Origin of the sequence: Labrys sp. (in: a-proteobacteria) (assembly GCF_047605565.1) — a bacterium.
Taxonomy (GTDB): domain Bacteria; phylum Pseudomonadota; class Alphaproteobacteria; order Rhizobiales; family Labraceae; genus Labrys; species Labrys neptuniae.
Window position 1 is genome coordinate 1 of record NZ_JASGFM010000018.1, and the last position, 24,947, is coordinate 24,947.

Annotated in this window: 21 protein-coding genes and 1 pseudogene; 8 read left to right on the top strand and 14 right to left on the bottom strand. The window is 63.8% G+C overall.

The features are described 5' to 3' along the window. Positions 1 to 99: 99 nt before the first annotated feature. Genes QM672_RS16920 through QM672_RS16945 form a run of 6 tightly spaced genes read right to left on the bottom strand, consistent with a single transcriptional unit; the run spans position 100 to position 6,346 of the window. The gene (locus QM672_RS16920) at positions 100 to 1,026 is read right to left on the bottom strand and encodes an RDD family protein (RefSeq protein WP_367622960.1); all 927 of its coding nucleotides are present in this window, start codon (positions 1,024 to 1,026) and stop codon (positions 100 to 102) included. 27 nt (positions 1,027 to 1,053) lie between these two features. Further along, entirely contained in the window at positions 1,054 to 2,205 is a 1,152-nt protein-coding gene (locus tag QM672_RS16925) for a stage II sporulation protein M (protein ID WP_415083953.1), read from the bottom strand. Further along, positions 2,202 to 3,512, bottom strand: coding sequence for a DUF58 domain-containing protein (locus tag QM672_RS16930; protein WP_415083955.1), 1,311 nt, complete (start codon positions 3,510 to 3,512; stop codon positions 2,202 to 2,204). Before QM672_RS16930 ends, QM672_RS16925 begins: the two co-directional genes overlap by 4 nt. Continuing rightward, entirely contained in the window at positions 3,509 to 4,465 is a 957-nt protein-coding gene (locus QM672_RS16935) for an AAA family ATPase (RefSeq protein WP_311934914.1), read from the bottom strand. The genes QM672_RS16930 and QM672_RS16935 overlap by 4 nt, the downstream gene beginning before the upstream one ends. Beyond that, positions 4,434 to 5,669: a DUF4350 domain-containing protein gene (locus QM672_RS16940; protein WP_415083958.1), complete on the bottom strand. Its 1,236-nt coding sequence runs from the start codon at positions 5,667 to 5,669 to the stop codon at positions 4,434 to 4,436. Before QM672_RS16940 ends, QM672_RS16935 begins: the two co-directional genes overlap by 32 nt. Then, positions 5,666 to 6,346: a hypothetical protein gene (locus QM672_RS16945; RefSeq protein WP_415083960.1), complete on the bottom strand. Its 681-nt coding sequence runs from the start codon at positions 6,344 to 6,346 to the stop codon at positions 5,666 to 5,668. The genes QM672_RS16940 and QM672_RS16945 overlap by 4 nt, the downstream gene beginning before the upstream one ends. 294 nt (positions 6,347 to 6,640) lie before the next feature. On the opposite strand from QM672_RS16945, the gene QM672_RS16950 reads away from it, so the two are divergent. The 6 genes and pseudogenes from QM672_RS16950 (at position 6,641) to QM672_RS16975 (ending at position 13,424) form a co-directional block, all read left to right on the top strand. Beyond that, positions 6,641 to 8,728: an ATP-dependent helicase gene (locus QM672_RS16950; protein WP_415083962.1), complete on the top strand. Its 2,088-nt coding sequence runs from the start codon at positions 6,641 to 6,643 to the stop codon at positions 8,726 to 8,728. A 31-nt stretch (positions 8,729 to 8,759) separates the two neighbouring features. Beyond that, entirely contained in the window at positions 8,760 to 9,458 is a 699-nt protein-coding gene (locus QM672_RS16955; protein ID WP_415083964.1) for an SOS response-associated peptidase, read from the top strand. Between the two features lie 201 nt (positions 9,459 to 9,659). Continuing rightward, positions 9,660 to 11,933 (top strand): annotated as a pseudogene (locus tag QM672_RS16960) (heavy metal translocating P-type ATPase); the annotation flags it as partial. Between the two features lie 84 nt (positions 11,934 to 12,017). Then, entirely contained in the window at positions 12,018 to 12,452 is a 435-nt protein-coding gene (gene cueR / locus QM672_RS16965; RefSeq protein WP_311934922.1) for a Cu(I)-responsive transcriptional regulator, read from the top strand. Positions 12,453 to 12,482: 30 nt separating this feature from the next. Beyond that, the gene (locus QM672_RS16970; RefSeq protein WP_311934924.1) at positions 12,483 to 12,974 is read left to right on the top strand and encodes a peptide deformylase; all 492 of its coding nucleotides are present in this window, start codon (positions 12,483 to 12,485) and stop codon (positions 12,972 to 12,974) included. Positions 12,975 to 13,070: 96 nt separating this feature from the next. Further along, positions 13,071 to 13,424: a DUF1428 domain-containing protein gene (locus QM672_RS16975; RefSeq protein ID WP_311934926.1), complete on the top strand. Its 354-nt coding sequence runs from the start codon at positions 13,071 to 13,073 to the stop codon at positions 13,422 to 13,424. Positions 13,425 to 13,602: 178 nt separating this feature from the next. On the opposite strand, the gene QM672_RS16980 is transcribed toward QM672_RS16975, so the two are convergent. From QM672_RS16980 to QM672_RS17015, 8 genes are all read right to left on the bottom strand, one after another. Beyond that, a complete protein-coding gene (locus QM672_RS16980; RefSeq protein WP_311934928.1) occupies positions 13,603 to 13,953 on the bottom strand; it encodes an ArsC family reductase in 351 nt (116 codons plus the stop codon). Between the two features lies 1 nt (position 13,954). Further along, entirely contained in the window at positions 13,955 to 15,184 is a 1,230-nt protein-coding gene (locus QM672_RS16985; RefSeq protein ID WP_415083967.1) for an MFS transporter, read from the bottom strand. A gap of 137 nt (positions 15,185 to 15,321) precedes the next feature. Next, positions 15,322 to 16,389 carry an ABC transporter ATP-binding protein gene (locus tag QM672_RS16990; RefSeq protein WP_415083969.1) on the bottom strand — a complete coding sequence of 356 codons (1,068 nt, stop codon included), beginning with the start codon at positions 16,387 to 16,389 and terminating at the stop codon, positions 15,322 to 15,324. 13 nt (positions 16,390 to 16,402) lie between these two features. Continuing rightward, positions 16,403 to 17,242, bottom strand: coding sequence for a carbohydrate ABC transporter permease (locus tag QM672_RS16995; protein WP_311934934.1), 840 nt, complete (start codon positions 17,240 to 17,242; stop codon positions 16,403 to 16,405). Positions 17,243 to 17,244: 2 nt separating this feature from the next. After that, positions 17,245 to 18,168 carry a carbohydrate ABC transporter permease gene (locus tag QM672_RS17000; RefSeq protein ID WP_311934936.1) on the bottom strand — a complete coding sequence of 308 codons (924 nt, stop codon included), beginning with the start codon at positions 18,166 to 18,168 and terminating at the stop codon, positions 17,245 to 17,247. 209 nt (positions 18,169 to 18,377) lie between these two features. Further along, positions 18,378 to 19,643: an ABC transporter substrate-binding protein gene (locus tag QM672_RS17005; protein ID WP_415083972.1), complete on the bottom strand. Its 1,266-nt coding sequence runs from the start codon at positions 19,641 to 19,643 to the stop codon at positions 18,378 to 18,380. Between the two features lie 84 nt (positions 19,644 to 19,727). After that, the gene (locus tag QM672_RS17010; RefSeq protein ID WP_311935528.1) at positions 19,728 to 20,897 is read right to left on the bottom strand and encodes a PLP-dependent transferase; all 1,170 of its coding nucleotides are present in this window, start codon (positions 20,895 to 20,897) and stop codon (positions 19,728 to 19,730) included. Positions 20,898 to 20,908: 11 nt separating this feature from the next. After that, complete coding sequence (locus QM672_RS17015; protein WP_311934938.1) at positions 20,909 to 21,562, bottom strand: FadR/GntR family transcriptional regulator; 654 nt, start codon at positions 21,560 to 21,562, stop codon at positions 20,909 to 20,911. A gap of 336 nt (positions 21,563 to 21,898) precedes the next feature. Here QM672_RS17015 and rimO point away from each other — a divergent pair, with 336 nt between their 5' ends. Continuing rightward, positions 21,899 to 23,251, top strand: coding sequence for a 30S ribosomal protein S12 methylthiotransferase RimO (rimO, locus tag QM672_RS17020; RefSeq protein WP_367622971.1), 1,353 nt, complete (start codon positions 21,899 to 21,901; stop codon positions 23,249 to 23,251). A 464-nt stretch (positions 23,252 to 23,715) separates the two neighbouring features. Then, the gene (ampC, locus tag QM672_RS17025; protein WP_367622972.1) at positions 23,716 to 24,858 is read left to right on the top strand and encodes a class C beta-lactamase; all 1,143 of its coding nucleotides are present in this window, start codon (positions 23,716 to 23,718) and stop codon (positions 24,856 to 24,858) included. Positions 24,859 to 24,947: the final 89 nt, after the last annotated feature.

Sequence of the window (24,947 nt, forward strand, 5' to 3'; positions counted from 1 at the left end):
TGGTCTATTACCGCCTGCGCTCGATCAAGGAAGGCATCGACATCGACAGGCTCGCCGACGTCTTCGATTGAGCCCTTCGCTCGCAAGGCGAGCCGGCCCTCACCTGGCCGGCTCGCCGGCCTTGCGGGTGCCCGAGTTCTTGTCGTCGCGATAGCGGCCGAAAAGCTGGCCGCGCTCGAGTTCCGCCCTCTCCGCCGCGTAGAAGGCCTGCAGGAAGTCCGTCGCCGCATTGGGCTCGAAAGTGCCCTGCCAGCCAATGCGCCGAATGATCTTCTCGGCGATCTCGCGATGGATGCGCCAGGTCTCGGTTCCGCCGGGCCGGCGCAGAATCTCCTCCAGCACCTGCAACTCATAGGCGCCATAAGCCTGCAGCTGCGCCGAGGTGAAGCTGTAGCGGGCCGCAACCTTGGCCGCTCCCTGCGTGAGGTCGAGGGCAAGGGCGCGCTTCGGCAAGGCGATCACCAGCGTGCCGCCGATCAGGTCGCCCGCCCGCAGATGATCCCGGTTGAAGAAGGGCAAGGCGGCGAGCAGCACCACCCACGCCAGCATCGAGAGCGCCTGCCAGGATTCTCCGCTGTTGGAGGCGCCGATCCACATGAAGAAGAGCTGCAGCGGCAGGAAGAACTCGACTTCTCGGGTCAGGTTGCGGGCAACGACGGCCGTCGGGGTCAGGACGCCCCCCCGGCGATCGATCACCTTCAGTCCCGTGGCGCGCTTGCCCGGCGTCGAGCCCTGCCAGGCCAACTCGAAATGGATGAAATAGAGGTTGCGCAGCAGGAAGGAGAGGAAGGAGATCACCGTCACCGCGACATCGCTGCCGCCGCGCAGGAAGGTCGTCGCCAGGGCGATCCAGATCAGGATGGTGGCGCCGAACCAGATGACCAGGTCGATCAGGAAGGCGCCCAGCCTTTCGCCACGGTCGGCGACCTCGACATGGATGGCGACGCCTTCCGGCGTGACGATCTCGCGGGTGCGGCGCTGCCGCCCCTCCAGCAGTTGGGAAACACGGTCACGCGGCGAGGCCATGCTGTGCCCCCTTGAAGCAAAACGCGTTCATGGCTGAACGCCTCCTTGCTCGAACGGTTTTTGTCGACGCGCCTTTGCGATTCTTGGTGAGCCCGTCAAATCGAAAGACGCTTTGCCGCAATAGAGGAAATAGACGCCCCACAGCACCGCGGTGACCGCGGCGAAGGCAAAACGCCAGGAGGTGACGTTGATGAGCTGGCGCAGGCCTCCCTCGATGAAGCCCGCGATGAACAGCATTGCAACCGCACCACAGGCGAGGATGGCGGCCTGCTTGCCATGAATGGAAAGCGCTTCGAGGCGCGAATAGCGGCCAGGGAAAATGATCTTCTCGGCCACGACGAGGCCTGCGGCACCGCACAGGATGAAGGCACCGAGTTCCGTCACGCCGTGAATGGAGAGCCAGCCGATGCAATCGATCAGAAGGCCGCGCTGATAGTGGATGGCCAGGAAGGCGCCGACGATCAGCCCGTTATAGACCAGCAGCAGCAGTGTCGGCACGCCCGCCATGAAACCGACCCCGAAGGAGAGGATGGCGACCATGCTGTTGTTCTGAAACAGGTAATTGGCGAAGACGATGAAGCCTTCCTTGAAGCCGTCCCAGGGCGCGAACAGGACGCTGCGCAGATATTCGGCGCTGGCGCTCGGCCCCCGCCCTCCCGCCAGGCCGTCTGGAACGATGGCATTGAACCATTCGGCCTCGCTGTTCACCAGCACGAACCCGGCGGCGATGCCGAGCGCCATCGCCGCGAAAGCGATCAATATATGCCAGCCTGCCCTGCGCACGGCGTCGGGGAAGCCGTAGCGGAAGAAATGGCCCAGCCCCGCCAGCAGGCTGGTGCGCGGCCCGTAGACGACCAGATAGGCCCGCAGCGTCAGGGCTTCGAGATAGCGCAGCAGATTACGGTCGAGCGCGATGCTGCGGGCGACCGACAGCGAAGACAGCGCCGAGCGATAGAGAAGCGGCATCTTCTGCAGTTCGTCAGCGGAGACTCCGTTGATGCCGCGCTTTTCGACGCGCGTGACCAGGTCTTCGAGTTCCCGCCAGCTTTCCTCGCGCCCCCGCCGAAACTCGGCCGAGCGCAGCACGACGTGAGCCCGAGGCTCGCTGGGCACGCCGATGATCGTCGGCGCTGGTCCGGCAGGACCGGCCACAGGCACGCCCATATCCACGGTCGTCATAGCAGGCCCTCCTGCTTGATTTGGAGATAGCGGTTGAGCAGGGCGACACTGAGCCCGCCGACCGGAACGTCGACGCAATGCACGCCGAGGCGGGCGATGCGCTCCATCACGATCGCCCGTTCGCGTGCGAAATCATGGGCCACCACGGCCTCGGCCACGATGGTGAAATCCTGCGGCTCGGCATTGACCAGCCGCGTGGTCAGCGGATCCTGCAACGTGACGAAGATGACGGCATGGCGGTTGGCCATGCGCTTCAGGCTCTCGATCAACAGTTCCGCCATCACGCTATCGACGAACTCGGTGAACAGCACCACCAGCGCGCGGCGCTTGAGCCGCGCATTCAGTTCGGCCAGGCCGAGGGTGAAGTTAGTCTCCTCGGTGTGATAGGCAAGCTGGGCGGCGGAACGCTGCAGCCGGGCATAATAGGTGCTGCCCCGGCCCGGTTCGAGATAATGGCGGATGGTGGCGTCGAAGCCGAAACTGCCGACGAGGTCGCCGGCCCTCAATCCGGTCCAGCCCAGCATCAGCCCCGCCTCGATGGCGTGGTCGAGCCGCGCCAGGCCGTCGATCGGCTCGAGCATGAGATGACCGGTGTCGTAGGCCAGCACGATCTGGTGGTTGCGCTCGATGCGGAACTCCTTCGACAGGAGCTTGCGATGGCGGGCCGACTGCTTCCAGTCGATCATGCGGGAATCGAGGCCGGGCACATGTTCGCGCAGCGTGTCGAATTCGGTGCCCTCCCCCTTCTGGTTCTGGGTCTTGGTGCCGTAGATGGCGCTCTTGCTCAGCGCCTGGATGGCCGGACCGAAGGACATGCGGGCGGCAGGCAGGATCTCGATCCTGCGATCCAGCCCCTCCCTGAGGCGCCATTCCACCAGCCCCAGCGGCCCTCGCCAGCGCAGCCACAGGGCCTCGAGCGTCACCACCCCGCGCCGCAAGGCGGTGAACGGAATGCCGAGTCTCTCCGGCGCACCGCCGAAATGGCCTACGACCATCGGCGGCGTCTCCAGCGGGCCGTCGAGATCGACCACCGCCTCGATCCTCACCGGGCGTGCCGACCTGGTGCTGCTCAGGGTCACCTCGATCGTCCCCTCATTGCCGACCGGCAGCCGCTTCGGGGCTGTGAGGTCGACCACCAGGCTATGGCGCGGCGGGATCAGCAGCGCGTCGACGGCGATCACCACCAGGGCCAGCAGGCTGAGGTCGAAGGAAAACGGCCACAGGGCCGGGTTCCACACCACCATCAACAAGGCGACGGGAATGCCGAGGCTGAACAGCAGGACGGCACGCGGGGTCGGCCGGATCATCGGGGTGCAGCCGTCTGGTCCAGGATTTCGTTGACGATACGGTCGGGGGTGAGGCCATCGATCTCGGCATTGGGCGCGAGCACGATGCGGTGGCGCAGGATCGGCCGCGCCAGCCGCTTCACATCGTCCGGAATGACGAAATCGCGCCCGTTCAGCGCGGCCAGGGCCCGCACGGAGGCCGCGAGCGCATTGGCGGCGCGGGTCGATCCGCCCGTCTCGATCGCCGGATGCTGGCGGGTGGCGCGCACGACGTCGACGACATAGTCGATGATCTGCGGCGTCAGCACGATCTGTTCGCTGGTGGCTCTGAGATCGGCGAGGACAGCCGGATCGGCCTGGGTCTGGATGCCGAAATCGGAGAGCTTGGGCATGGCCGAGCGGTGCCCGTGCTGGGTGACGATGGCCCTCTCCTCGTCACGGCTGGGATAGGTGACATCGATCTTGAAGAGGAAACGGTCGAGCTGGGCCTCGGGCAAGGGATAGGTCCCCTGCTGCTCGATCGGGTTCTGGGTCGCCACCACCATGAAATCGGCACCGAGGGCATAAGTCTTGCCGTCGATGGTGACCGCCCTTTCGTTCATCGCCTGCAGCAAGGCCGCCTGCGTCTTGGGCGGGGTGCGGTTGATTTCGTCCGCCAGCAGGAGGTCGGTGAAGATCGGCCCCTCGGTCAGAACGAAGGCGTTGGTCTGGAAATTGAAGAGGTTGGTGCCGATCACGTCACCCGGCATCATGTCAGGGGTGAACTGCACGCGGCCGAATTTGAGCGAAAGGGTCGAGGCGAAGGCCTGGGCCAGCAGAGTCTTGCCGGTGCCGGGCACGCCTTCGAGCAGGATATGTCCGCCGCAAAGCAGGCCGGTGAGCATCAGCTCGATGACCTCGTCCTGGCCGACGATGGCCTTGCCGACTTCCTTGCGGATGCCGTCAGCGATATGGGCGACGCGCTGCAGTTCCATCGGAGATCTCTTCCTTCCAATCATGAATATCGCGCGTGGCCTGGAACAGGCCGGTCAGGGACGTGCCCTGCCCCTCCTCCGCGCGGGCGAGAACGACGGAAGCTCTGGTCTCAAGCCCCCGCGACTCGCCGATTTTGTCGAGCCACTCCGCCAGTTTCTCGTCATCGAGCTGGCGGGGTGCGTGAAAAAGCCGGCCGACGTCGCGCAAGGTCGCGCGCACATAGCGGCGCATGACGAAGGCCTGGTGACCAGCCCGATCGAGCAAGGTGGCCGTGTTGGTGATCAGGCGCTCCTTGCCGAGATCGAAGGCTGGCGGCGCCAGGCGCGGCTTGCCGAAACGGCTCGTGGTGGCCCAGGCCAGCAGTGCCGTCGCGGCGAGCACGAGCAGGAGTACGATGACATAGGGGAACTGGAACAGCTTCTTGAAGGGGCTGTCGACATTGTTGACCATGCCGTGGATGGTTTCGTCGAACACCACCTTGCCGTCCCCGAGTTCGGCATCCCGCATGGCGTTCAGAAGCGCAAGGGCGAACTCGGCGTTCTTGCCCTTGATCAAGCCGTGGTTCTCGACGAGATCGGGATCGGCGAGCACCCAGACGCGGCGCTCGCCGTCGAGTTTCTCGCCGATGAGCATGCCCTGGCGGTTGCCGATGATCGGGGTCAGTTCCTCGCTCTTGATGAGTTGGGCACCGTCGTCGAACGATGGGTTCACATTGAGATCGTTGCGGTCCCAGCTCTTGGGCGGATCTCCCCTGGTGACCTCGAGCTTGGGCTCGACCAGCCGCGCAATGCTGGTGACCCAGGGAATGTCCATCGGGGTGGCGGACCGGATCCAGGCGGGTTTGCTTCGGTCGGCCAGCGCCCAGCGCTTGGGCAGCACAAGCAGGACGTTGCTTTCGCGTCCCAGGCGAATGATGTCGTCCTTCGACAGGCTCGACGTCGGCTCGGCCATCACCAGCAAGCCGCCTTCGCCGGGCGCGACGGTACCGTTGATGCGGCTGCGCGCGACCGGGATCTCGAAGCGTTGCGCCAGTTCGTAGAGCCCGGCATGTCCGATCGCCGAGACCGACCTGGTGGTGGTGCTGAAACCCTGTTCCTCGGATGGACCGTTCAGCATCAACAACATGGACAGGGCGAAGACGGCCGTGGCCCCCGCGATCAGCACGGCAAGGACGGGGCCGGAGAAGGTGGCTTTTTCGCTCATGCCGCCCTCGCCTGCATCGCTTCGGTCAGGACCTCGTAGCTCTGCCGGCAAGCGGTGTAGTCCCGCTCCTCGGCGGGGGTTTCGCCGAAATAAACGGGCTCGACCCGACCAATGATGTCGGCCAGCGCCTGCTTGCCACGATCGGGCAGCGACAAGGCTCGCAGAATTTCGCGGCTGGTCAGCGAATCCGCGAAGCTGACATTGAGCCTTTTTCGTACCTCGATCAGGCTGCGCAGCAGCAAGGCATGCATCGCCTCGGCAAGGCGGCCCTGGCGCGCCAGGTCGTCGGCCTCGATCTGGGCCACCACCATACGTTCGACCGAGGCGGCCTGGGCGGAGACCTCGGTCTCGTCCCTGGCAACCAGCTTGCGCCGGCCGAGCATCGGCAAGCGATCCCGCATCGTCCAGATCGCGAAAATGACACCGGCGGCGATGGCGGCATAGAGCAGGATGCTCAGCAAGGTCCCCAATGAAGGATTCCAGACACGCGGCGCCCGCTCGTCCTGCTTTGGCTCGGTCTTGGGTGTCACCACCTCGCCCTTGTTGCCGGGCAGATCGGGCTGGAGGCCAAGATCGCGCGCGATGTCCTGGGCCACCGCCTGGGGATCGGAAGCAGCGAATACCGGCATTGCCGGTGCCAATGCGAGGAGAACCGTCAGGCCGGCAACAGCCGGCATGTTCCTTCCCGTCGGATTTTTTCGACCCCGTTCCCGCACCAAACCGCCAATCAGCCCTGCTTCATATCCGCGAACATGGCGTGACGGCCGATCCGGAGCAAGCGCCCAGGGAACACATTCACGTCGCCCCCGTCGAATTCATCCACCAACGGGAGCGCGGCGGTAGGCCGTTGCCGGTGAACGGATCATTCGCGAATCCGTTCCATTTTTGTTCATATGTGCCTTCTACCCTTTTACAAAGCGCATCCGCCGAATCGGTAGGCGGATTCGTTTCTCACCACGCGAGAGCAAGGCATGAATGCGCAGGCAGCCCTTCTTGTCCCCGAGGAGTCAGCTCAATCGCCCGCCGATCTTCTGGCCGGGCTGAATGAGAACCAGCGCCGCGCGGTCGTTCATGGTTCGGGCCAGCCGGCCGGCCCCCTGCTGATCATTGCCGGCGCCGGATCGGGCAAGACCAACACGCTGGCCCACCGGGTTGCCCATCTCATTGCCGAAGGCGCCGATCCCAGGCGCATTCTCCTCCTGACCTTCTCGCGTCGGGCCTCCTCCGAGATGATAAGGCGGGTCGAGCGGATCGCTGCCAAGGTCATGGGAGCGAAAGGGGCGACACTGAGCGAAGGGCTGACTTGGGCCGGCACGTTCCACGCTGTCGGCGCCCGCCTCCTGCGTGAATACGCCCACCAGATCGGCCTCGATCCCTCCTTCACCATTCACGACCGGGAGGATTCGGCCGACCTGATCAATCTGGTGCGCCACGAACTCGGCTTCTCCAAGACGGAGAACCGCTTCCCGAACAAGGGCACGTGCCTGGCCATCTATTCCCGGGTGGTCAACGCGCAGGACGAACTCGAAAACGTGCTGAAGGAAGCCTTTCCCTGGTGCCTGGCCTGGGCAGCGGAACTCCGCAACCTCTTCGCCGGCTATGTCGAGGCCAAGCTCGCCAACAATGTGCTCGACTATGACGACCTGCTGCTGTGGTGGTCGCATATGGTGGCCGAGCCGATGATCGCCGCCGACATTTCGGTGCGTTTCGACCATGTCCTGGTCGATGAATACCAGGACACCAATCGCCTGCAATCCTCGATCCTCAAGGCGCTCAAGCCGGGCGGCCAGGGCGTAACGGTGGTCGGCGACGACGCCCAGTCGATCTATTCCTTCCGCGCCGCCACCGTGCGCAACATCCTCGACTTTCCGGCCCAGTTCTCGCCGGCGGCCGAGATCATCACGCTCGATCGCAACTTTCGCTCGACCCAGCCGATCCTCGCCGCCGCCAATGCCGTGATCGCCCTTGCCAGCGAGCGTTTCACCAAGAATTTATGGACGGAGCGGCAATCGAGCGAACGCCCCCAACTCGTCACCGTCAGGGACGAGGCCGGACAGGCCGATTTCGTGGCCGGCCAGATCCTGGAAAACCGCGAAAGCGGCATGACGCTCAAGCAGCAGGCCGTGCTGTTTCGCGCCTCGCACCACTCCGGCCCGCTCGAGGTCGAACTTACCCGCCGCAACATTCCCTTCGTGAAGTTCGGCGGGCTGAAATTCCTCGATGCCTCCCACGTCAAGGACATGCTGGCCCTGTTGCGCTGGGCGCAGAACCCGCGCGATCGCGTTGCCGGTTTCCGTGTTCTGCAACTGCTGCCGGGCGTCGGCCCCACCTCCGCCGCCAATGTCCTCGATGCCGTCGGCGTCGATGATATTGCCACCCTGCCGGCACCGCCTCGCGCCGGTGCAGACTGGCCGGATTTCGTCGACCTCGCCGCCAGCCTGCACAAGGGACCTGGTGACTGGCCCGGGGAGATCGAACGCGTTCGCCGCTGGTACGAGCCCCATCTCGAGCGCATGCATGAGGATGCGGTGACGCGCCGCGCCGATCTGCTTCAACTCGAGCAGATTGCGGCGGGCTACGAATCCCGCGAGCGTTTCCTCACCGAGCTGACGCTCGACCCGCCGAACGCCACCAGCGACGAAGCCGGCGCGCCCCTGCGGGACGAGGACTACCTCATCCTCTCGACCATCCATTCCGCCAAGGGACAGGAATGGAAGGCCGTCTTCGTGCTCAACACGGTCGACGGTTGCCTGCCGGCGGATCTTGCCGCCGGCACCAAGAACGATCTGGAGGAAGAGCGCCGACTGCTCTATGTCGCGATGACACGGGCACGCGACAGCCTGCATCTCGTGATGCCGCAGCGATTCTTCACCCATGGCCAGCATTCCCAGGGCGACCGGCACGTCTATGCCAACCGCACCCGCTTCATCCCGTCCTCGATCCTCGATCGTTTCCAGCAGGTGATGTGGCCGAGGGTGGCAGCCTCCGGCGCCCGGCAACAGAGCAGCATCCACAGCTCGATCGACCTGCGTGATCGCATGCGTGGCATGTGGCGTTGAGACCGGAGCATGGGCGTGCCATGGTCCGCTCATGTGTGGACGGATCATGCAGCGCAGCCCGGACCTGCCGGGCCTTCAGACGGAACCAGGGGCTACGCCGGAAGAGGTCGCTCGTGCCTGGGAATCCCATTTCAATGGCGCACCAGCGCAATATTTCTGGGTGATCCGGCGCAAGCCCCGGTCTGCCGCCTATGTCCACGATCTCCTGCAATGGGGCCTCATACCCAACTGGGTAAAGGACCCCAGCGACTGGCCAAAGCCGATCAATGCCCGTTGCGAGGGCATCCAGACCAAGCCTTCCTTCCGCGATTCCTATAGAGCACGGCGCTGTCTCGTCCCGATCGACCTCTTCTTCGAATGGATGAAGATCCTCGAGCCGGACGGCAAGCCGGTAAAGGGAGCCAAGCAGCCTTACGCCATCGCCATGAAGGATCGCCGTCCCTTCGCCGTCGCCGGCGTCTGGGAAAGCTGGATCGACAAGGCGTCTGGCGAGATCACGCGCAGCTTCGCCGTCGTCACCTGCCAGGCCAATGCGCTGATCGCGACGATCCATGACCGCATGCCGGTGATCCTGGCCCCGGAGAACCATCGGCGCTGGCTCGACAATATCGAGCCCGATCCCTTCGACCTGATGGTGCCCTTTCCGCCGGAGCTGATGGAGATCTGGCCGATTTCCTCGCGCGTGAACAGCCCGGCGAACAATACGGAAGATGTTGCGGCGGCGGTGTGAGGAGGCTGGGAGCGCGGACTTCCAGTCCGCTCTTTGAAATATCACGCTGACAGAAAGAGAAGAGCGGACTGGAAGTCCGCGCTCCAAAGCCCCCTTGACCTTCCAATGACTGGAAGGTTTACCTATCTAGGCAATGACCTGGAAAGGGATTGCCCCATGTCTCCAACTTTGAGTTCTCCAACTTTGAGCCCCGCAACTTTCGACATCGCCATCGAGGGCATGACCTGCGCGTCCTGCGTTCGCCGCGTGGAGAAGGCCATCGCCGCGACGCCCGGCGTCGTGCAGGCCGCCGTCAATCTCGCCACCGAGCGGGCCCAGGTCGCCTTCGAAGGGCCGGTCAATTTGCCGCCCGTGCTGGCCGCCATCGCCAAGGCGGGTTATGGCGCCCATGTCATCGAGGAAGACCATGCGGAAGATCCCGAGCGCACGGCCCGCAAGGCCGAGATCGCCACGCTCCGCCGGGATCTCGCGCTTGCCGCCCTGCTGACCATACCGGTCTTTCTGGTCGAGATGGGCGGACATTTGATACCCGCTCTCCACCATGCCGTTCAGATGAATCTGGGCCGCTGGAACTGGTATGCCCAATTCGTGCTGATCAGCCTCGTCCTGTTCGGCCCGGGACTGCGCTTCTTCGTCAAGGGCATTCCCGCCCTGCTGCGCGGGGCTCCGGACATGAACGCGCTGGTCTCCCTCGGCGCCGGCGCCGCCTGGCTGTTCTCGGTGGTTGCGACCTTCCTGCCCGCGGCCCTGCCGGAGGGAACGGCCTATGTCTATTTTGAGGCCGCCGGCGTGATCGTCACGCTGATCCTGCTCGGCCGCTATCTCGAGGCACGCGCCAAGGGAGAGACCAGCGAAGCGATCCGCAAACTGGCTGGCCTGCAGGCCAAGACGGCCCTACGGCTGCGCGATGGCTCGGAGACCGAAGTACCGATCGCCGAGCTCCGGCCGGGGGACATCATCCGGGTTCGCCCCGGCGAAAAGATCGCCGTCGACGGTGAGATCGTCGAAGGCTCCTCCTTCGTGGACGAGTCGATGATCTCCGGCGAGGCGATACCGGTTACCAAGGGTGTCGGTGCCGAGGTCATCGGCGGAACCATCAACAAAACAGGCAGCTTCTCTTTTCGGGCGACCAAGGTGGGCTCGCAGACCCTCCTCGCCCAGATCATCCGCATGGTCGAGGCAGCCCAAGGCGCCAAGCTGCCGATTCAGGCGCTGGTCGACAAGGTCACGGCCTGGTTCGTGCCCGCCGTCATCGCCATCGCGACGTTGACCTTCATCGCCTGGCTGCTGTTCGGCCCGAGCCCCGCCCTTACCTTCGCTCTCGTTAATGCGGTTGCCGTGCTGATCATCGCCTGCCCCTGTGCCATGGGCCTGGCTACCCCCACCTCGATCATGGTGGCGACGGGCCGCGCGGCCGAACTCGGCGTGCTGTTCCGGCGTGGCGATGCCCTGCAGAGCCTGCGCGACGTCGAGATCGTCGCCTTCGACAAGACAGGCACCCTCACCCGGGGTGAGCCAGCGGTCACCGACATCGAGACCGCCCCCGGCTTTTCGGAAAATGAGGTTCTCGCTTTGCTGGCCTCGGTGGAGGCGCGTTCGGAGCATCCGCTGGCTACCGCCATCGTCAAGGCCGCCCGCGAGCGCAGCCTCGACATCCCCCCGGCCGCCGCTTTCGAGGCGATCCCGGGGCGCGGCGCTTCTGCCGTCGTCGATGGCCGGAAGGTCGCGATCGGCTCGGCCCGCTGGATGGTGGAGCAGGGCATCGATGCCGGAGCGCTCGCCGCCCGCGCGGAGGTCCTCGGCGAACAGGCCAAGACGCCGCTTTTCGCTGCCGTCGACGGCAGGATCGCCGCCGTCATCGCTGTCGCCGATCCGATCAAGCCCACGGCCAAGGCCGCCGTCGCGGCCCTCAAGGCGCTCGGCCTCGAGGTCGCCATGGTGACGGGTGATACCCGCCGGACGGCGCAGGCGATTGCGGCAAGGCTCGGGATCGAGACCGTCGAGGCCGAGGTTCTGCCCGACGGCAAGGCCCAGATCGTGCAGCGGCTTGCGGCAAGAGTTGGCAAGATCGCCTTTGTCGGCGACGGCATCAACGATGCGCCCGCCCTCGCCACTGCCGATGTCGGTATCGCCATCGGCACGGGTACGGACGTCGCCATAGAGAGCGCGGCCGTGGTGCTGATGGCGGGCGATCCCAACGGCGTCGTCCGGGCCATCGGCCTGTCGCGGGCAACCATGCGCAATATCGGCCAGAACCTGTTCTGGGCCTTCGCCTACAACATTGCGCTGATCCCCATTGCCGCCGGCGCCCTCTATGCCGTCAACGGCACCTTGCTCTCGCCGATGCTGGCCGCCGGCGCCATGGCGCTCTCCAGTGTCTTCGTGGTGACCAACGCCCTCAGGCTCAAGGGCTACCAGCCCACGGCTTCAACCATGCCGACGATGGGCATGCAGGTCTTGAATTCGTCTAATTGATTCAAGGTAATATCGAAGAAATCTCATCACGATTCGAGAATTGTGATGAGCTCTTCGCAGTGAAGACGAACAGGAAGAGCCGTCATGAATATCGGTGAAGCATCCGCCGCCTCCGGCGTTTCGGCCAAGATGATCCGCTACTACGAATCCATCGGACTGATGCCGAGCGCGGCCCGCACCGAAGCGGGTTATCGCGTCTATGCCGACAGCGACATCCACACGCTGCGCTTCATCCGGCGCAGTCGCGATCTCGGCTTTTCCGTCGAGCAGATGGAAACCCTGCTCGCCTTGTGGAGCGATCGCAGCCGGGCGAGTGCCGACGTCAAGAGCATCGCTGCGGCCCATATCACCGAACTCGAACGCAAGGCGCGCGAGATCGAGGGGATGGCTAAGACCTTGCGTCACCTCGTCAACAATTGCCACGGCGACAACAGGCCCAACTGTCCGATCCTGGAGGATCTCTCCCATGGCGAGGAAGCCGCGCCCCCCAAGCCCAAGCCGAAACGTCGCCAAGCGTGATATGCTGGCGAGATAAGCTAGCCTCCCACGATGCCTGCCCAACCGATTCTACGCTTTCCCGATCCGCGCTTGCGCCTTCCCGCAGCCCCGGTCACCGCTTTCGACGCCGATCTGGCAGTTCTTGCCCAGGATCTGCTCGACACCATGCGAGCCGCGCCTGGCATCGGCATCACCGCCCCGCATCTGGGCATCGCCAAGCGCCTTGTGGTGCTCGAATTGCCCGGCGAGAACAGGGTACGGGTCTATGTCAATCCGCGCCTCGTTTGGTCATCGCAGGACGAGCGGGAGCATGTCGAAGGCAGCGTCTCCATGCCCGGTGTGACCGAAACGGTCGAACGCCCCGCCCGGGTACGCGTCGTCTTCCAGACCCTCGAAGGGGTGGAGGAAACGGAAGAAGCCGATGGCCTGCTCGCCGTCTGCCTGCAACACGAAATCGACCAACTCGACGGCATCTTCTGGATTCAGCGTCTGTCGCGTCTGAAACGCGAGCGGGTCATCAAGCGTTTTCAAAAGCGATCCTGACGCCGGCCCTCCCTGCCGACAACAAAATCTCGCCAGGGCTGTCGGCTCGGCAGGATGTCGAACGTCCTTGGGAGATCGAAGCAGGAGGAAGCTGAAATGACCTATGTCGACGGTTTCGTTGTCGCCGTGCCCAAGCAAAACCTCGAGGCCTATGAGGAAATGGCCCGTCTCGGCGGCCAGGTCTGGATGGAACATGGCGCACTCAGCTATGTCGAATGCGTCGCCGACGATGTGCCTTATGGCGAGGTGACGTCCTTTCCGCGCGCAGTCCAGGCAAAGGAGGACGAGATCGTCATCTTCTCCTGGGTGACCTATCGCTCGCGCGAGGACCGTGACGCCGTCATGGCCAAGGTGATGGCCGATCCCCGGCTGGAGGGCAGCATGGCGAACGCGCCCTTCGACGGCAAACGCATGATCTTTGGCGGTTTCACCAGCCTGATCGAGATGTAGGGCGCCGAAATCGCGCTGATGACCCGACTATCCGGGAGCCGGCCAAAGGGACTGGATTGCCGGGTCAAGCCCGGCAACGACAAAGCTCGTGCAAATTCGAAAGCGCCTTCAGCATCGTTTTTGCCGAAAACCGGCGTCCACTTTTCGGCGCGATGCTCTAGGCCAACTGCATTGGCACTCAGGCCAGGGCTGCGGCGTAGTTGTCGGGCTTGAAGCCGACGAGCAGCTTGCCGTTGCCGAGATCGAGGACGGGCCGCTTGATCATAGTCGGCTCGGCCAGCATGAGGTCGATCGCCTTGGCCCGGTCGATGCCCTGCTTGTCGCCCTCGGGCAAGGCACGGAAGGTCGTGCTGGTCTTGTTCAGCAGGACTTCCCAGCCGACCTTGTCCGCCCAGGCATCGAGATGCGCGCGATCGATGCCCTCGGCCCGATAATCGTGGAAGGCATAGGCCTTGCCATGGGTCTCGAGCCAGGTACGCGCCTTCTTCATGGTATCGCAGGTCTTGATGCCGTAGATCGTCACACTCATGTCAGGTCCTGATTCCCGGGCTAACTGAAGCCCTCTTTTCCGTCGAGAAATAGAGCAGGGCAAGCACCGGCAGGGCAAAACCGAGCCAGGACGTCGCCGTCCAGCCGCCATGGGCATAGACCCAGCCGCCCAGGGCCGAGCCGAGGGCGCCGCCTGCGAAGAAGGTCGCCATATAGACACCATTGAGGCGACTGCGATATTCCGCCCCGAGATTGTAGAGCAGACGCTGGCCGAGCACGACATTGGCCGAGACGCCGAAATCGAGCGCAATCGCGGCGAACACCAAAAGGCCGAGCGACAGGCCGGATCCCGGCTCGGCGAGATGGGTGAGCAGGAAGCTGATGGCGCCGAGCGTCATGGCGAAGGCCGAGGCCGGACGGACCCAGCCGCGGTCGGCGACACGCCCGGCGATCGGGGCTGCCACCGCGCCTGCCGCCCCGGCCAGGGCGAACAGCGCAATGCCCGATTGCGTCATGCCGAAGGCTGGGCTTGCCAGCAGCAACGGGGTACAGGTCCAGAACACGCTGAAGGCACCGAACATGCAGGCCTGATAGAGGGCCCGCCGGCGCAGGATCGGCATGGTGCGCATCATGGTCGCCATCGAGAGCAGCAGCCGGCCATAGGTCGGGCCCGGCGGCGGCTGGCGCTTGGGCAGAACGCGGGCCAGCACCACGCCCAACGCCAGCATGGCAAGGATGGAGACGAGGAACACCATGTGCCAGGAGCTGAAATAGGTGATCAGGCTCGATACCGGGCGGGCCAGCATGATGCCGACCATCAGCCCGCTCATCACATTGCCGACCACCCTGCCCCGCCGCGCTTCCGGTGCCAGATGCGCGGCAAAGGGCACGAGAATCTGCACGGCCACGGAACCGAGCCCGATCAGCAAGGCCGAGACCAGGAACTGCAGGCTGCTGCGGGCCAGCATGGCCCCCGCCAGAGCGATGACGGCCAGTCCCATCACCCAGAGGATGAGCTTGCGATTTTCGATGAGATCGCCGAGCGGCACCAGGAACAGCAGGCCAGCGCCGTAGCCGATCTGGGTCATCGTCACGATCAGCCCGGCCGCGCCGGGCGTCATGCCGAGTTCAGCGCTGATCAGGCCGACCAGCGGCTGAGCATAATAGATATTCGCGGCGATGAGACCACAGGCCGCTGCGATCAGCAGGGTAATCCAGCCGGAGGCCACGGGCTCATGCGTGGCCTCGCCCGTCGTTGCAATGCGGGACATCCAATCTCACAAAAGAAAGGGCATGCAGCTACCCCGGCGGGGGAAGGCGTCATGCGGAGCTGAAAGGAATTCAGCTCCTCTTTTGTCATGGGTGATGCCGCCTTGGCCAGCCCTTGTCCGACGCCCCCCCCCGCGCATCAGGCCAATCTGATGCGCTCCCCGCTTGCCGGATCGAACAGGCGCAGATCGCCGGGAGCGATCGCCAGCTTCACGACCTCGCCTGCCTTCAAGGCAGGACGCTCGGTGGTGAACAGCTTCAGCCCCTGTCCGCCGATTTCCAGATGGGCCACGGTGCCCAACCCCGTCGGCTCGACCAGATCGACGCGGGCCGGCACATTGCCTTCCGAGGAGAGTGTCGCGCGCTCCGGACGAATGCCGACCACGACCTTCTCGGGCAGGCGCTGGCCCGCCAGGACGGCAAGCACCGTATCGCCGACTCGCAGTGTCGTACCGCCCTCGCCCAGCTGTGCCTGAGCATCGAGAAAGTTCATTGCGGGCGAGCCGATGAAGCCGGCCACGAACATATTGGCAGGATCGTCATAGAGTTCGAGCGGCGCGCCGACCTGCTGGATCACGCCCCCGTTCATGGCGACGATGCGATCGGCCATGGTCATCGCCTCGATCTGATCGTGGGTGACATAGACCGAGGTCGCCCCGAGATCCCGGTGCAGCTTGCGGATCTCGAACCGCATCTGCTCGCGCAGGCGGGCATCGAGATTGGACAGGGGCTCGTCGAACAGGAAGGCCTTGGGATTGCGCACGATGGCGCGGCCCATGGCGACGCGCTGGCGTTGCCCGCCCGACAATTGCCGTGGCTTGCGGTCCTGCAGGGCCTCCAGGCCGAGCTTGGCACCGGCCTTGGTTACCGCGCTCGAGATGAAATCGGCGGCTTTCTTCCGCAGCTTGAGCGCATAGCTCATATTGTCCCGCACGCTCATATGCGGATAGAGCGCGTAGGACTGGAACACCATGGCGATGTCGCGATCCCTAGGCGGCAGGTCGTTCACCGTGGCGCCGTCGATCAGGATCTGCCCCTGGCTGGCGTCCTCCAGCCCGGCTATGAGGCGCAGCAAAGTCGACTTGCCGCAGCCGGAGGGGCCGACCAGCACCACGAACTCGCCCGACGCGATGGAGAGGTCGATACCCTTGAGGATGGGCAGCGCGCCGTAATTTTTGCGGACGGCTTTCACTTCGATATTGGCCATCGGAATAATCCTTTCAGCCCTTCACGGCGCCGGCCGTGAGGCCCTGGACCAGGTAACGCTGGATCAGGAAGAAGAAGATGCAGACGGGGATGAGCGCGAGCACGCCGGCCGCCATCATCTGCCCGAAATCCACCGCGAACTTCGAAACGAAGTTGAGCAGCCCCACCGGAAAGGTGATGACGCTGTCCTTGGTGTTGAGCATCAGCGCGAAGAGCAGCTCGCTCCAGGCTGCGGTGAAGACGAAACCGAGGGTGGCGGCGATGCCCGGCATGGTCAGCGGCAGGATGATCTGGCGCAGCGCCCCGAAGCGTGTGGCGCCGTCGATCATCGCCGCCTCCTCCAGGTCCTTCGGAATGCCGTCGAAGAAGGACTGCATCAGGAAGGCGGCGAACGGCACGTTATAGGCGGTATAGATGATGATCAGGCCGGTCAGGCTGTTGTTGAGCCCGAGCGGCTGGAACAGCTTGAAGATCGGCGCGATGATCATCACCAGCGGGAACATCTGGGTGATCAGCATCAACCCGACCAGCCAGAATTTGCCGCGATAGACGAAGCGCGAGAAGCTGTAGCCGGCGCCGGCCGCCAGCAGCGTGGTGAACAGCGCGGTAAAACCCGAGATGATCACGCTGTTGCGGAAGAACAGCGGGAAATCGGTATGGCTGATCACCGAGACATAGTGATCGAAGCCGAAGCGCGACGGCCACAACTTCACGCCTTCGCTATAGAGCAGATCATTGGGCGTGACCGAGACCTTGAACACCCAGTAGAGCGGGAACAGGGCAAATGCCAGGAACAGGGCGATCAGGGCGTAGTGCATGACCCAATAGGCCGAACGACGGGTGGAACGGCGCATGGTCAGGCCCTCCGGATCAGCATCTGCCGCAACGCGATCAGCGTGGCGGCATAGGCGAGCAGCAGCACCAGCAGCACCATCGAGATCGCCGAGGCATAGCCGAAATCGAGGCGCATATAGGCCTGCGTATAGATGTAGCTGGCGATGATCTGGGTCGAGTCGGCCGGGCCTCCGCGAGTCATCACTACGATGAGGTCGGCGGAATTGGCGATCCAGACCGCGCGCAGCAGCACGGTGATGGCGATCGTCGGCGCCAGGAACGGCACCGTGATCGAGGTAAAGCGCTTGAGCGCCCCGGCACCGTCGATCTCGGCCGCCTCATAGATGTCCTGCGGGATCGATTGCAGGGCAGCGAGCAGCGTGATGGCGAAGAACGGAAAGCCCCACCAGACATTGGCGACGATCGGCCCCCAGATGGCATGGGTCGGGCTGGAGAGAATGTTGTCGGGCGCCGCCATCAGGCCGAGGCCGGAGAGCCAGTGCGGCACCGGACCGACGATGGGATTGAACATCCAGGCCCAGTTGAGGCCGGAGAGAAAGCTCGGTACGGCCCAGGGCAGGAACACCAGCGCCTGCACCACGCCGCGTCCCGGGAAGGGCCGGTTGAGCAGGAGGGCTAGGATCAGGCCGAGAATGAACTGCAGGGCGACCGAGACCACCGTCCACAGCACGGTATTGGAAAGTGCATTCCAGAAATTGGCATCGCCCCACATGGTGCTGAAATGCTCGAGCCCGACATAGCCGCCGCCGAAGGGCTTCAGGAGCTGGATATCGCGAAAGGCGTAGGACATGCCGATGGCCAGGGGTACCAGCATGATCGCCACGATCAGGATGACCGAAGGCGCGGCATAGAGCCAGGGTTCGAACGCCAGCCAGGCGCTTCGGCCGCGCCGCCTGGTCGGGATGGAAAGTTCTGCCAAAGCCATTCGTTATCCGATCGAGAACAGGCTGGGGACGGAGAGGTAGCCGGGCGTGCCGGATCATCTCTTCTCCCTTTTCGGAAGAAGGTGCCGGCAGGCGGATGAGGGGTGGCGGCGCCCCTGAAGAGGTCGCGTGTCTCCCCTCATCCGGCATTTCGTGCCGCCTTCTCCCACACAAGAAGAGAAGGCGGACGCGAGCGGAGCCTGGGGAACGGTTACTTCTTCTTCGCCAAGAATTTCTGCTGGGCCTTGGTCAGATAGTCGGCCCATTGCCCGGCGAGCTGTTCGGGGGTGAGCTGGCCCAGCAGGGCCTGCTGCGTCGTCTTCACCGCGATGGAGTCGGCGAAGAACGCAAACTCCTCCAGATAGGTCGGCATCACCAGCGGCGAGACATTGGAGTCGCCGAGTTCGGCGAACCAGCCCTTGAACTTGGGGTCGGCATAGAAGGGATCGTTCGCGGCGGATTTGTAAATCGGCAGTGCGCCCGTCTTCTTGTTCCAGGCGATATTGCCTTCCGGACCGTCGAGGGCAGCGATCAGCTTCCAGGCCAGTTCTTTGTTCTCGGAATTGGCGAACATCGACCAGGAGGCATAGCCGATGGTCGGGAAGGTCTTGCCAGCCGGCCCCTTCGGCATGGGGGCGACGTCGTAATCGTCCTTGTTCATCTTGTCGGCCACGGCGATCAGGGCATCGGGATCCTGGTCGAGCATGGCGCAGGTGCCGGAATAGAAGCCGGTGACGATCTCGTTGAAGCCCCAGTTCACGCTGTCCTTGGGCGCATAGCCATTCTTGTAGAGATCGACCAACACGGTGACGCCCTTGATCCAGCCGGGATCGGCCATGGTCGAGGTGCCGTCAGGCTTGAAGAAGGTGCCGTCTCCGGCCATGTTGGCGCCCATCATCATCCAGCCATTGAGGCCGCCGGGCCCGCCACGCAGGCAATAACCGAACTTGCCGGGAAGGGCGGAAACCTTCTTGGCCGCCTCGACGAACTCGTCCATCGTCTTGGGCGGACCGTCGACGCCTGCTTCCTTGAACAGCTTCTTGTTGTAGAACATCGCCCGCAGATAGAAGCCATAGGGCAGCGCATAGGCGGTGTTGTTGACATAGCGCCCCATCTCGAGCGCGCGGTCGTTCAGCTCCTGGGTGTGCTCCCACTTGGCGAGATAGGGCTCGAGATTTTCGAGCATGCCGTTGTTGGCATAGAGCGACTGCCAGCGATCGGGCATCTCGACCACATCAGGCGTATCGCCGGCCGAGACCATGGTGGCGAACTTCTCGAAGGCCTGGCCCCAGGGCAGCGAGGTGATCTCCACCTTGACGCCCGGATTGGCGTCCTCGAACTTCTTGACGATCTCCTTGAGCGTCTGGGTGCGCTCAGGACTGGTGATGACTTCCGTCAGCTTGAGCGTGGTGTCGGCTAAAGCCGGCAAGGCCAGCGCCAACGAGGCCGTCGCGGCCAGCAGCAGTTTCTTGAACATTGTGATTCCCCTCTCTTGTTATTTGCACCCTACGTCCCAACCAGCGCCCGAACGCTCGTCCGGTGGACGGCGTCCGCACGCCGGCTATCTCTTGGCAGCGGCCAGCGCCTGCGTGATATCGGCCCATAGCGCGTCCACGCCTTCCAGGCCGACATGGAGGCGCACGATGCGCTCCGAAACCCCGAAATCCAGCGCCGAATTGGGGCCGGCATTCTGTCCGCGCGTGACCAGAGCCGGCACCACCAGACTCTCGTGGCCGCCCCAGCTCACCCCGATCTTGAACAGCTTGAGGGCGTTGCAGAAGGCGGGAATGTCGATGCTGCCATCGAATTCGAAAGAGAACAGGCCGGAAGTGCCGCTGAGCCCGGGCGGCAGGCTATTGCCGAGACCTGGGTGGTACACGGCGACCACTTCGGGTCGTTCGCCGAGCTTGCGCGCCACGGCAAGCCCCGCCGCCTCATGCGCCTTCATGCGCGTCGGCAAAGTGCGCAGCCCCCTGAGCAGCAGCCAGGCTTCGAACGGCGCCAGTTTCGCACCGAGATAGGGCGTGATGGTGCGGCGGATGACGTCGACGAGTTCCTTGCGTCCCGCGACCACGCCGGCAACCACGTCCGAATGGCCGCCGATATATTTGGAAGCCGAATGCACCACGAGGTCGACGCCGAGGCGCACCGGTTGCTGGAACACCGGTGAGGCCCAGCTGTTGTCGAGGATGGTGATGACGCCATGCCGGCGCGCCAAGGCCGTGAGCGCGGGAATGTCCTGCGTTTCCATCATCCAGCTGTTCGGGCTCTCCATGTAGAAGAGCTTGGCGCCCGGCAGTGCCGCTGCCACCGCGTCGGCGTCACGGCCATCGACGTAGACGGTCTCGACCTTCCAGCGTTTCAGCAGCGTCTCGAACAGGCGATAGGCGTCGGGATAGACATGGCGTACGCAGACGATGCGATCGCCGGGCTCGACGAAAGCCAGCACGCTGGAGGAGATCGCGCCCATTCCGCTGGCAAAGCCGATGGCATCCTCGGTGCGTTCGAGTTCGGCGATCTTCTCTTCGAACAGGCGCGTGGTCGGATTGCCGACGCGCGAATAGACCGGGCGGACCTGTTCGCCGCGATAGGTCGCAGCCATATCCTCGAAGCTCGAGAAGGTGAACAGCGACGTCTGCACGATCGGCGGCACCACGGCCTCGAAGGCGTGGGCATCGTCATGGGCGACGACGAGGCTGGCATAGTCGAGATCATCCGATGCCTGCGTCATCCGGTGGTCGGTCATTTGGACATGTCCTTGATGTCTTCTTCGACAATTTCGAGAATGGCGAGTGTCTTTTCCCGCGCCGTCTGCGGATCGCGCCGGACGATGGCGTCGAAGAGCTCGCGGTGGAAACGGAAGGAACGGCGGGCGAAATCCGGGCGGTCGAAAGGCTCATCGAAGAAGCTTTCGAAAGCCTCCCGCATCCTCTCCAGAAGTTGGCCGAACAGCGGATTGTGGCTGGCGTCATAGATGGCGAGATGGAAGGCGAGGTCCTCAGGGCCGGAGGTCCCCTTTTCCAGATGCACCGCCTCCATGATGTCGAGCTTGGCCTCGATGACGGCGATATCCTCGGGCGTCGCCCGGAGGGCCGCGAGCGCGCTCACCTCGGTTTCGAGCCCGCGCCGCACCTCCAGTGTCTGCAGTAGGCGGTCACGCAGCAAGGCGGCATCGATCACCAGCGGCATGTGGATGGCGTCGGCCGAGAATGCCCGCTTGAGATAGGTGCCGCTGCCCTTGCGGGATTCCACCACGCCCAGGGCCTGCAGCTTGCGGATGACCTCCCGCACCGTGGAACGGCCGACCGCGAGGGTCTGCATCAGCTGCCGCTCGGTCGGCAGGCGTTCGCCCGGCTTGATGCCGGAGGTGGCGATGAAGGTACCGATCGCACGCATCACGTCATCCGCCCGGTCGGCGGATGGCAACGGAGCAAGTCCCTGGAGCGACGGCGTGCCCAACGATGGTTTCCGGATGATGAATTAAAATTGGTCTGACATCTGACTATTTTTCGAAACACGGCTCGCTGTCAAGAAAGAAGTCAGACCAATTTTGGAGGGTCGATCTCCTCAGCTCCGTCGAGTGATGGAGCGGGATCGACCAACTGGTTGGCACTGCGCCTCGAAGATGGCCGATCCGAAGATCGACCCTCCAAAACGCACTCCGCAATTGCATTCCGGCCCATCTTGGCGCAAAGACACGCGTTTCATGAGACAGACGGAAAGAAAGCGGACATGGCGGTGATCGAAGCAGCCCAAGAGACGGCGGAGGGCAAGACGGCCCCGACGGTCTCCTATGTCTCGCTGGGTTGCCCCAAGGCCCTGGTCGATTCCGAGCGCATCCTCACCCAGCTCCGGGCCGAGGGCTATGGCATCACCCGCAACCACAAGGGCGCCGATCTCGTCATCGTCAATACCTGCGGCTTCCTCGATTCAGCCAAGGCGGAGTCCCTCGGCGCCATCGGCGATGCCATGGCCGAGAATGGCAAAGTGATCGTCACCGGCTGCATGGGGGCCGAACCCGATCCGATTCTGGAAAAGTTCCCGAACGTCTTCGCCGTCACCGGCCCGCAGCAATATGAGACGGTGGTCGAAGCGGTGCACAAGGCTGCACCGCCGGCCCATGACCCTTTCACCGACCTAGTGCCGCCGCAGGGTCTCAAGCTCACGCCGCGCCACTATGCTTACTTAAAGATTTCAGAAGGTTGCAACAATCGCTGCAGCTTCTGCATCATCCCCAAGCTGCGCGGCGACCTCGTCTCGCGCCCGGCGGGCGACGTGATGCGCGAAGCTGAGAAGCTGGTGAAGGCGGGCGTCAAGGAATTGCTGGTGATCAGCCAGGATACCTCCGCCTATGGCGTCGATATCCGCTATGCCGAGAGCCCTTGGCAGGGCGAGCCCCTGAAGGCGAAATTCTACGATCTCTCCAAGGCTCTCGGTGAGCTCGGGGTCTGGGTGCGCATGCACTATGTCTACCCCTACCCGCATGTCGACGACGTCATCCCGCTGATGGCGGAACGCAAGATCCTGCCTTACCTCGACATCCCTTTCCAGCATGCCTCCCCGACGGTGCTGAAGGCGATGCGCCGTCCCGGCAACCAGGAGAAGGTGCTGGAACGCATCCATAAATGGCGCGAGATCTGCCCCGACATCACCCTGCGCTCGACCTTCATCGTCGGCTTCCCGGGCGAGACCGACGAGGATTTCGAGCTGCTGCTCGACTGGCTGCGTGAAGCCCAGCTCGATCGCGTCGGCTGCTTCGAATATGAGCCCGTGGCCGGCGCCACCGCCAATGACCTCGGCCTGATGCCGGTACCGGACGAGGTGAAGAAGCAGCGCCATCGCCGCTTCATGGAAACCCAGCAGCAGATCTCGATCCGCAAGCTGAAGAACAAGGTGGGCAAGCGTCTGTCCGTCATCATCGACGAGACAGGACCGACCGTCGCCAAGGGCCGCTCCATGGCCGATGCGCCCGAGATCGACGGCGCTGTGTATGTCGCCAGCCGCCGTCCGTTGCGCGTGGGCGACATCGTCACCGTGAAGATCGAGCGCTCGGACGCCTACGACCTGCACGGCATCGCGGTCTGAGAACTGACGGTCCGCACGCCGCGCCCCAACCGACCGGACGCCACGGATTTGGCGACGCTGCTCGCCGGGGGCCCTGCATGCCCCTGGGTCGATCCGCGACAGCTGAAGTCGCGCTCTCTTGCATCGGCCGGATCGGTCTCATCCCGGCGTTTTTCTGCGGCATGGGACGCCTGGGTTTTAGTCGCAATCCCAAGAGGGAAACTTATATCCAACGCTCAATCTGGCCGCGATGACGCGTAACGCCGTCCCAAGGCCAAGATTTGCTCATACCAAATCCAACTATTCATCGTTTGGCACCGACCGGATTTGCTCCTATCCGGAGGCAAGCGGGCAGATGATCGACGGCGCAGGCAAGCGCCGACGATCCGGGCCTCTTCCGGGACAACAATCCGAAAATGGAGTTGGGAATGAATTCGTCGTTGTCGCACAGGCGGTTTGTCGCCGCGTCCATATTTGCGACGTCCATGCTCGTCGCTGCGTCGGCATGGGCTCAGACATCCTCCGAGCAGGAACGCCTCCAGCATGTCGTCGATGGCACGATCAAGCCTCTGATGGAAGGCAATGCCATTCCCGGCATGGCCGTCGCCATCATCGCCGATGGCAAGCAATTCGTCTTCAATTATGGGCTTGCCTCGAAGGAAAGCGGACAGAAGGTCACGGATTCAACGCTCTTCGAGATGGGCTCGATCAGCAAGACCTTCACCGCCACCCTCGCGGCCTATGGAGTGGCTCGCGGCGCCTTTTCGCTCTCCGACAAGGCGGGACAGAGATTGCCGGCTCTTGCCGGCAGCAGCCTCGAAAATGTCAGCCTGCTCGACCTTGCCACCTACACGGCCGGCGGTCTGCCCCTGCAGTTTCCGGACCAGATCACCGACGATGCCGAGATGATCGGTTATTACAAGGCATGGCGTCCGACCTTCCCGCCCGGCTCTCACAGGCTCTATTCCAATCCGAGCATCGGCCTGTTCGGCTATATCGCCGCCCAGGCCATGGGCAAGCCCTTCGACGATCTCATGCAGACGGATTTGCTGCCCTCGTTTGGCCTCTCCAACACCTATGTCCGGGTACCGCAGGAGCGGATGGCCGACTATGCCTGGGGCATTGCCAAGGACGGCAGGCCTATCCGGGTGTCGCCAGGCCCCATGGATTCGGAGGCCTATGGCATCAAGACGACGGCGACCGATCTCATCCGCTTCGTCGAGGCCAATATCAACGGATCCCGGCTCGATGAAACGCTCCAGCGCGCCATCGCCGCCACCCATGCCGGCTACTACAAGGTAGGCGTCATGCAGCAGGGCCTGGGATGGGAAATGTACAGCTATCCAACCACGCTGGAGCGCCTGCTCGCCGGAAACTCGGCCAAGATGGCCTTCGAACCGCATGAGGCACACAAGCTCGTGCCACCGCAACCGCCTCGGCGCGACATGCTGTTCAACAAGACCGGTTCCACCAACGGTTTCGGCGGCTATGTCGCCTATGTGCCGGCCAGGGGCATAGGCATCGCGATCCTGGCCAACAAGAACTATCCTATCCCGGATCGGATCAAGGCAGCCTGGCAGATCTTCAGCGCGCTCGACGGCCAGAAAAAGCCGGCGCCCCAGCCCTGAGACGTATCCGTCATTCCTGCGACAACTCGACAGCGCCCTGCACCTCCACGGTGCAGGGCTTTTTTCATGCCGTTTGCCCCTGCCGAAAC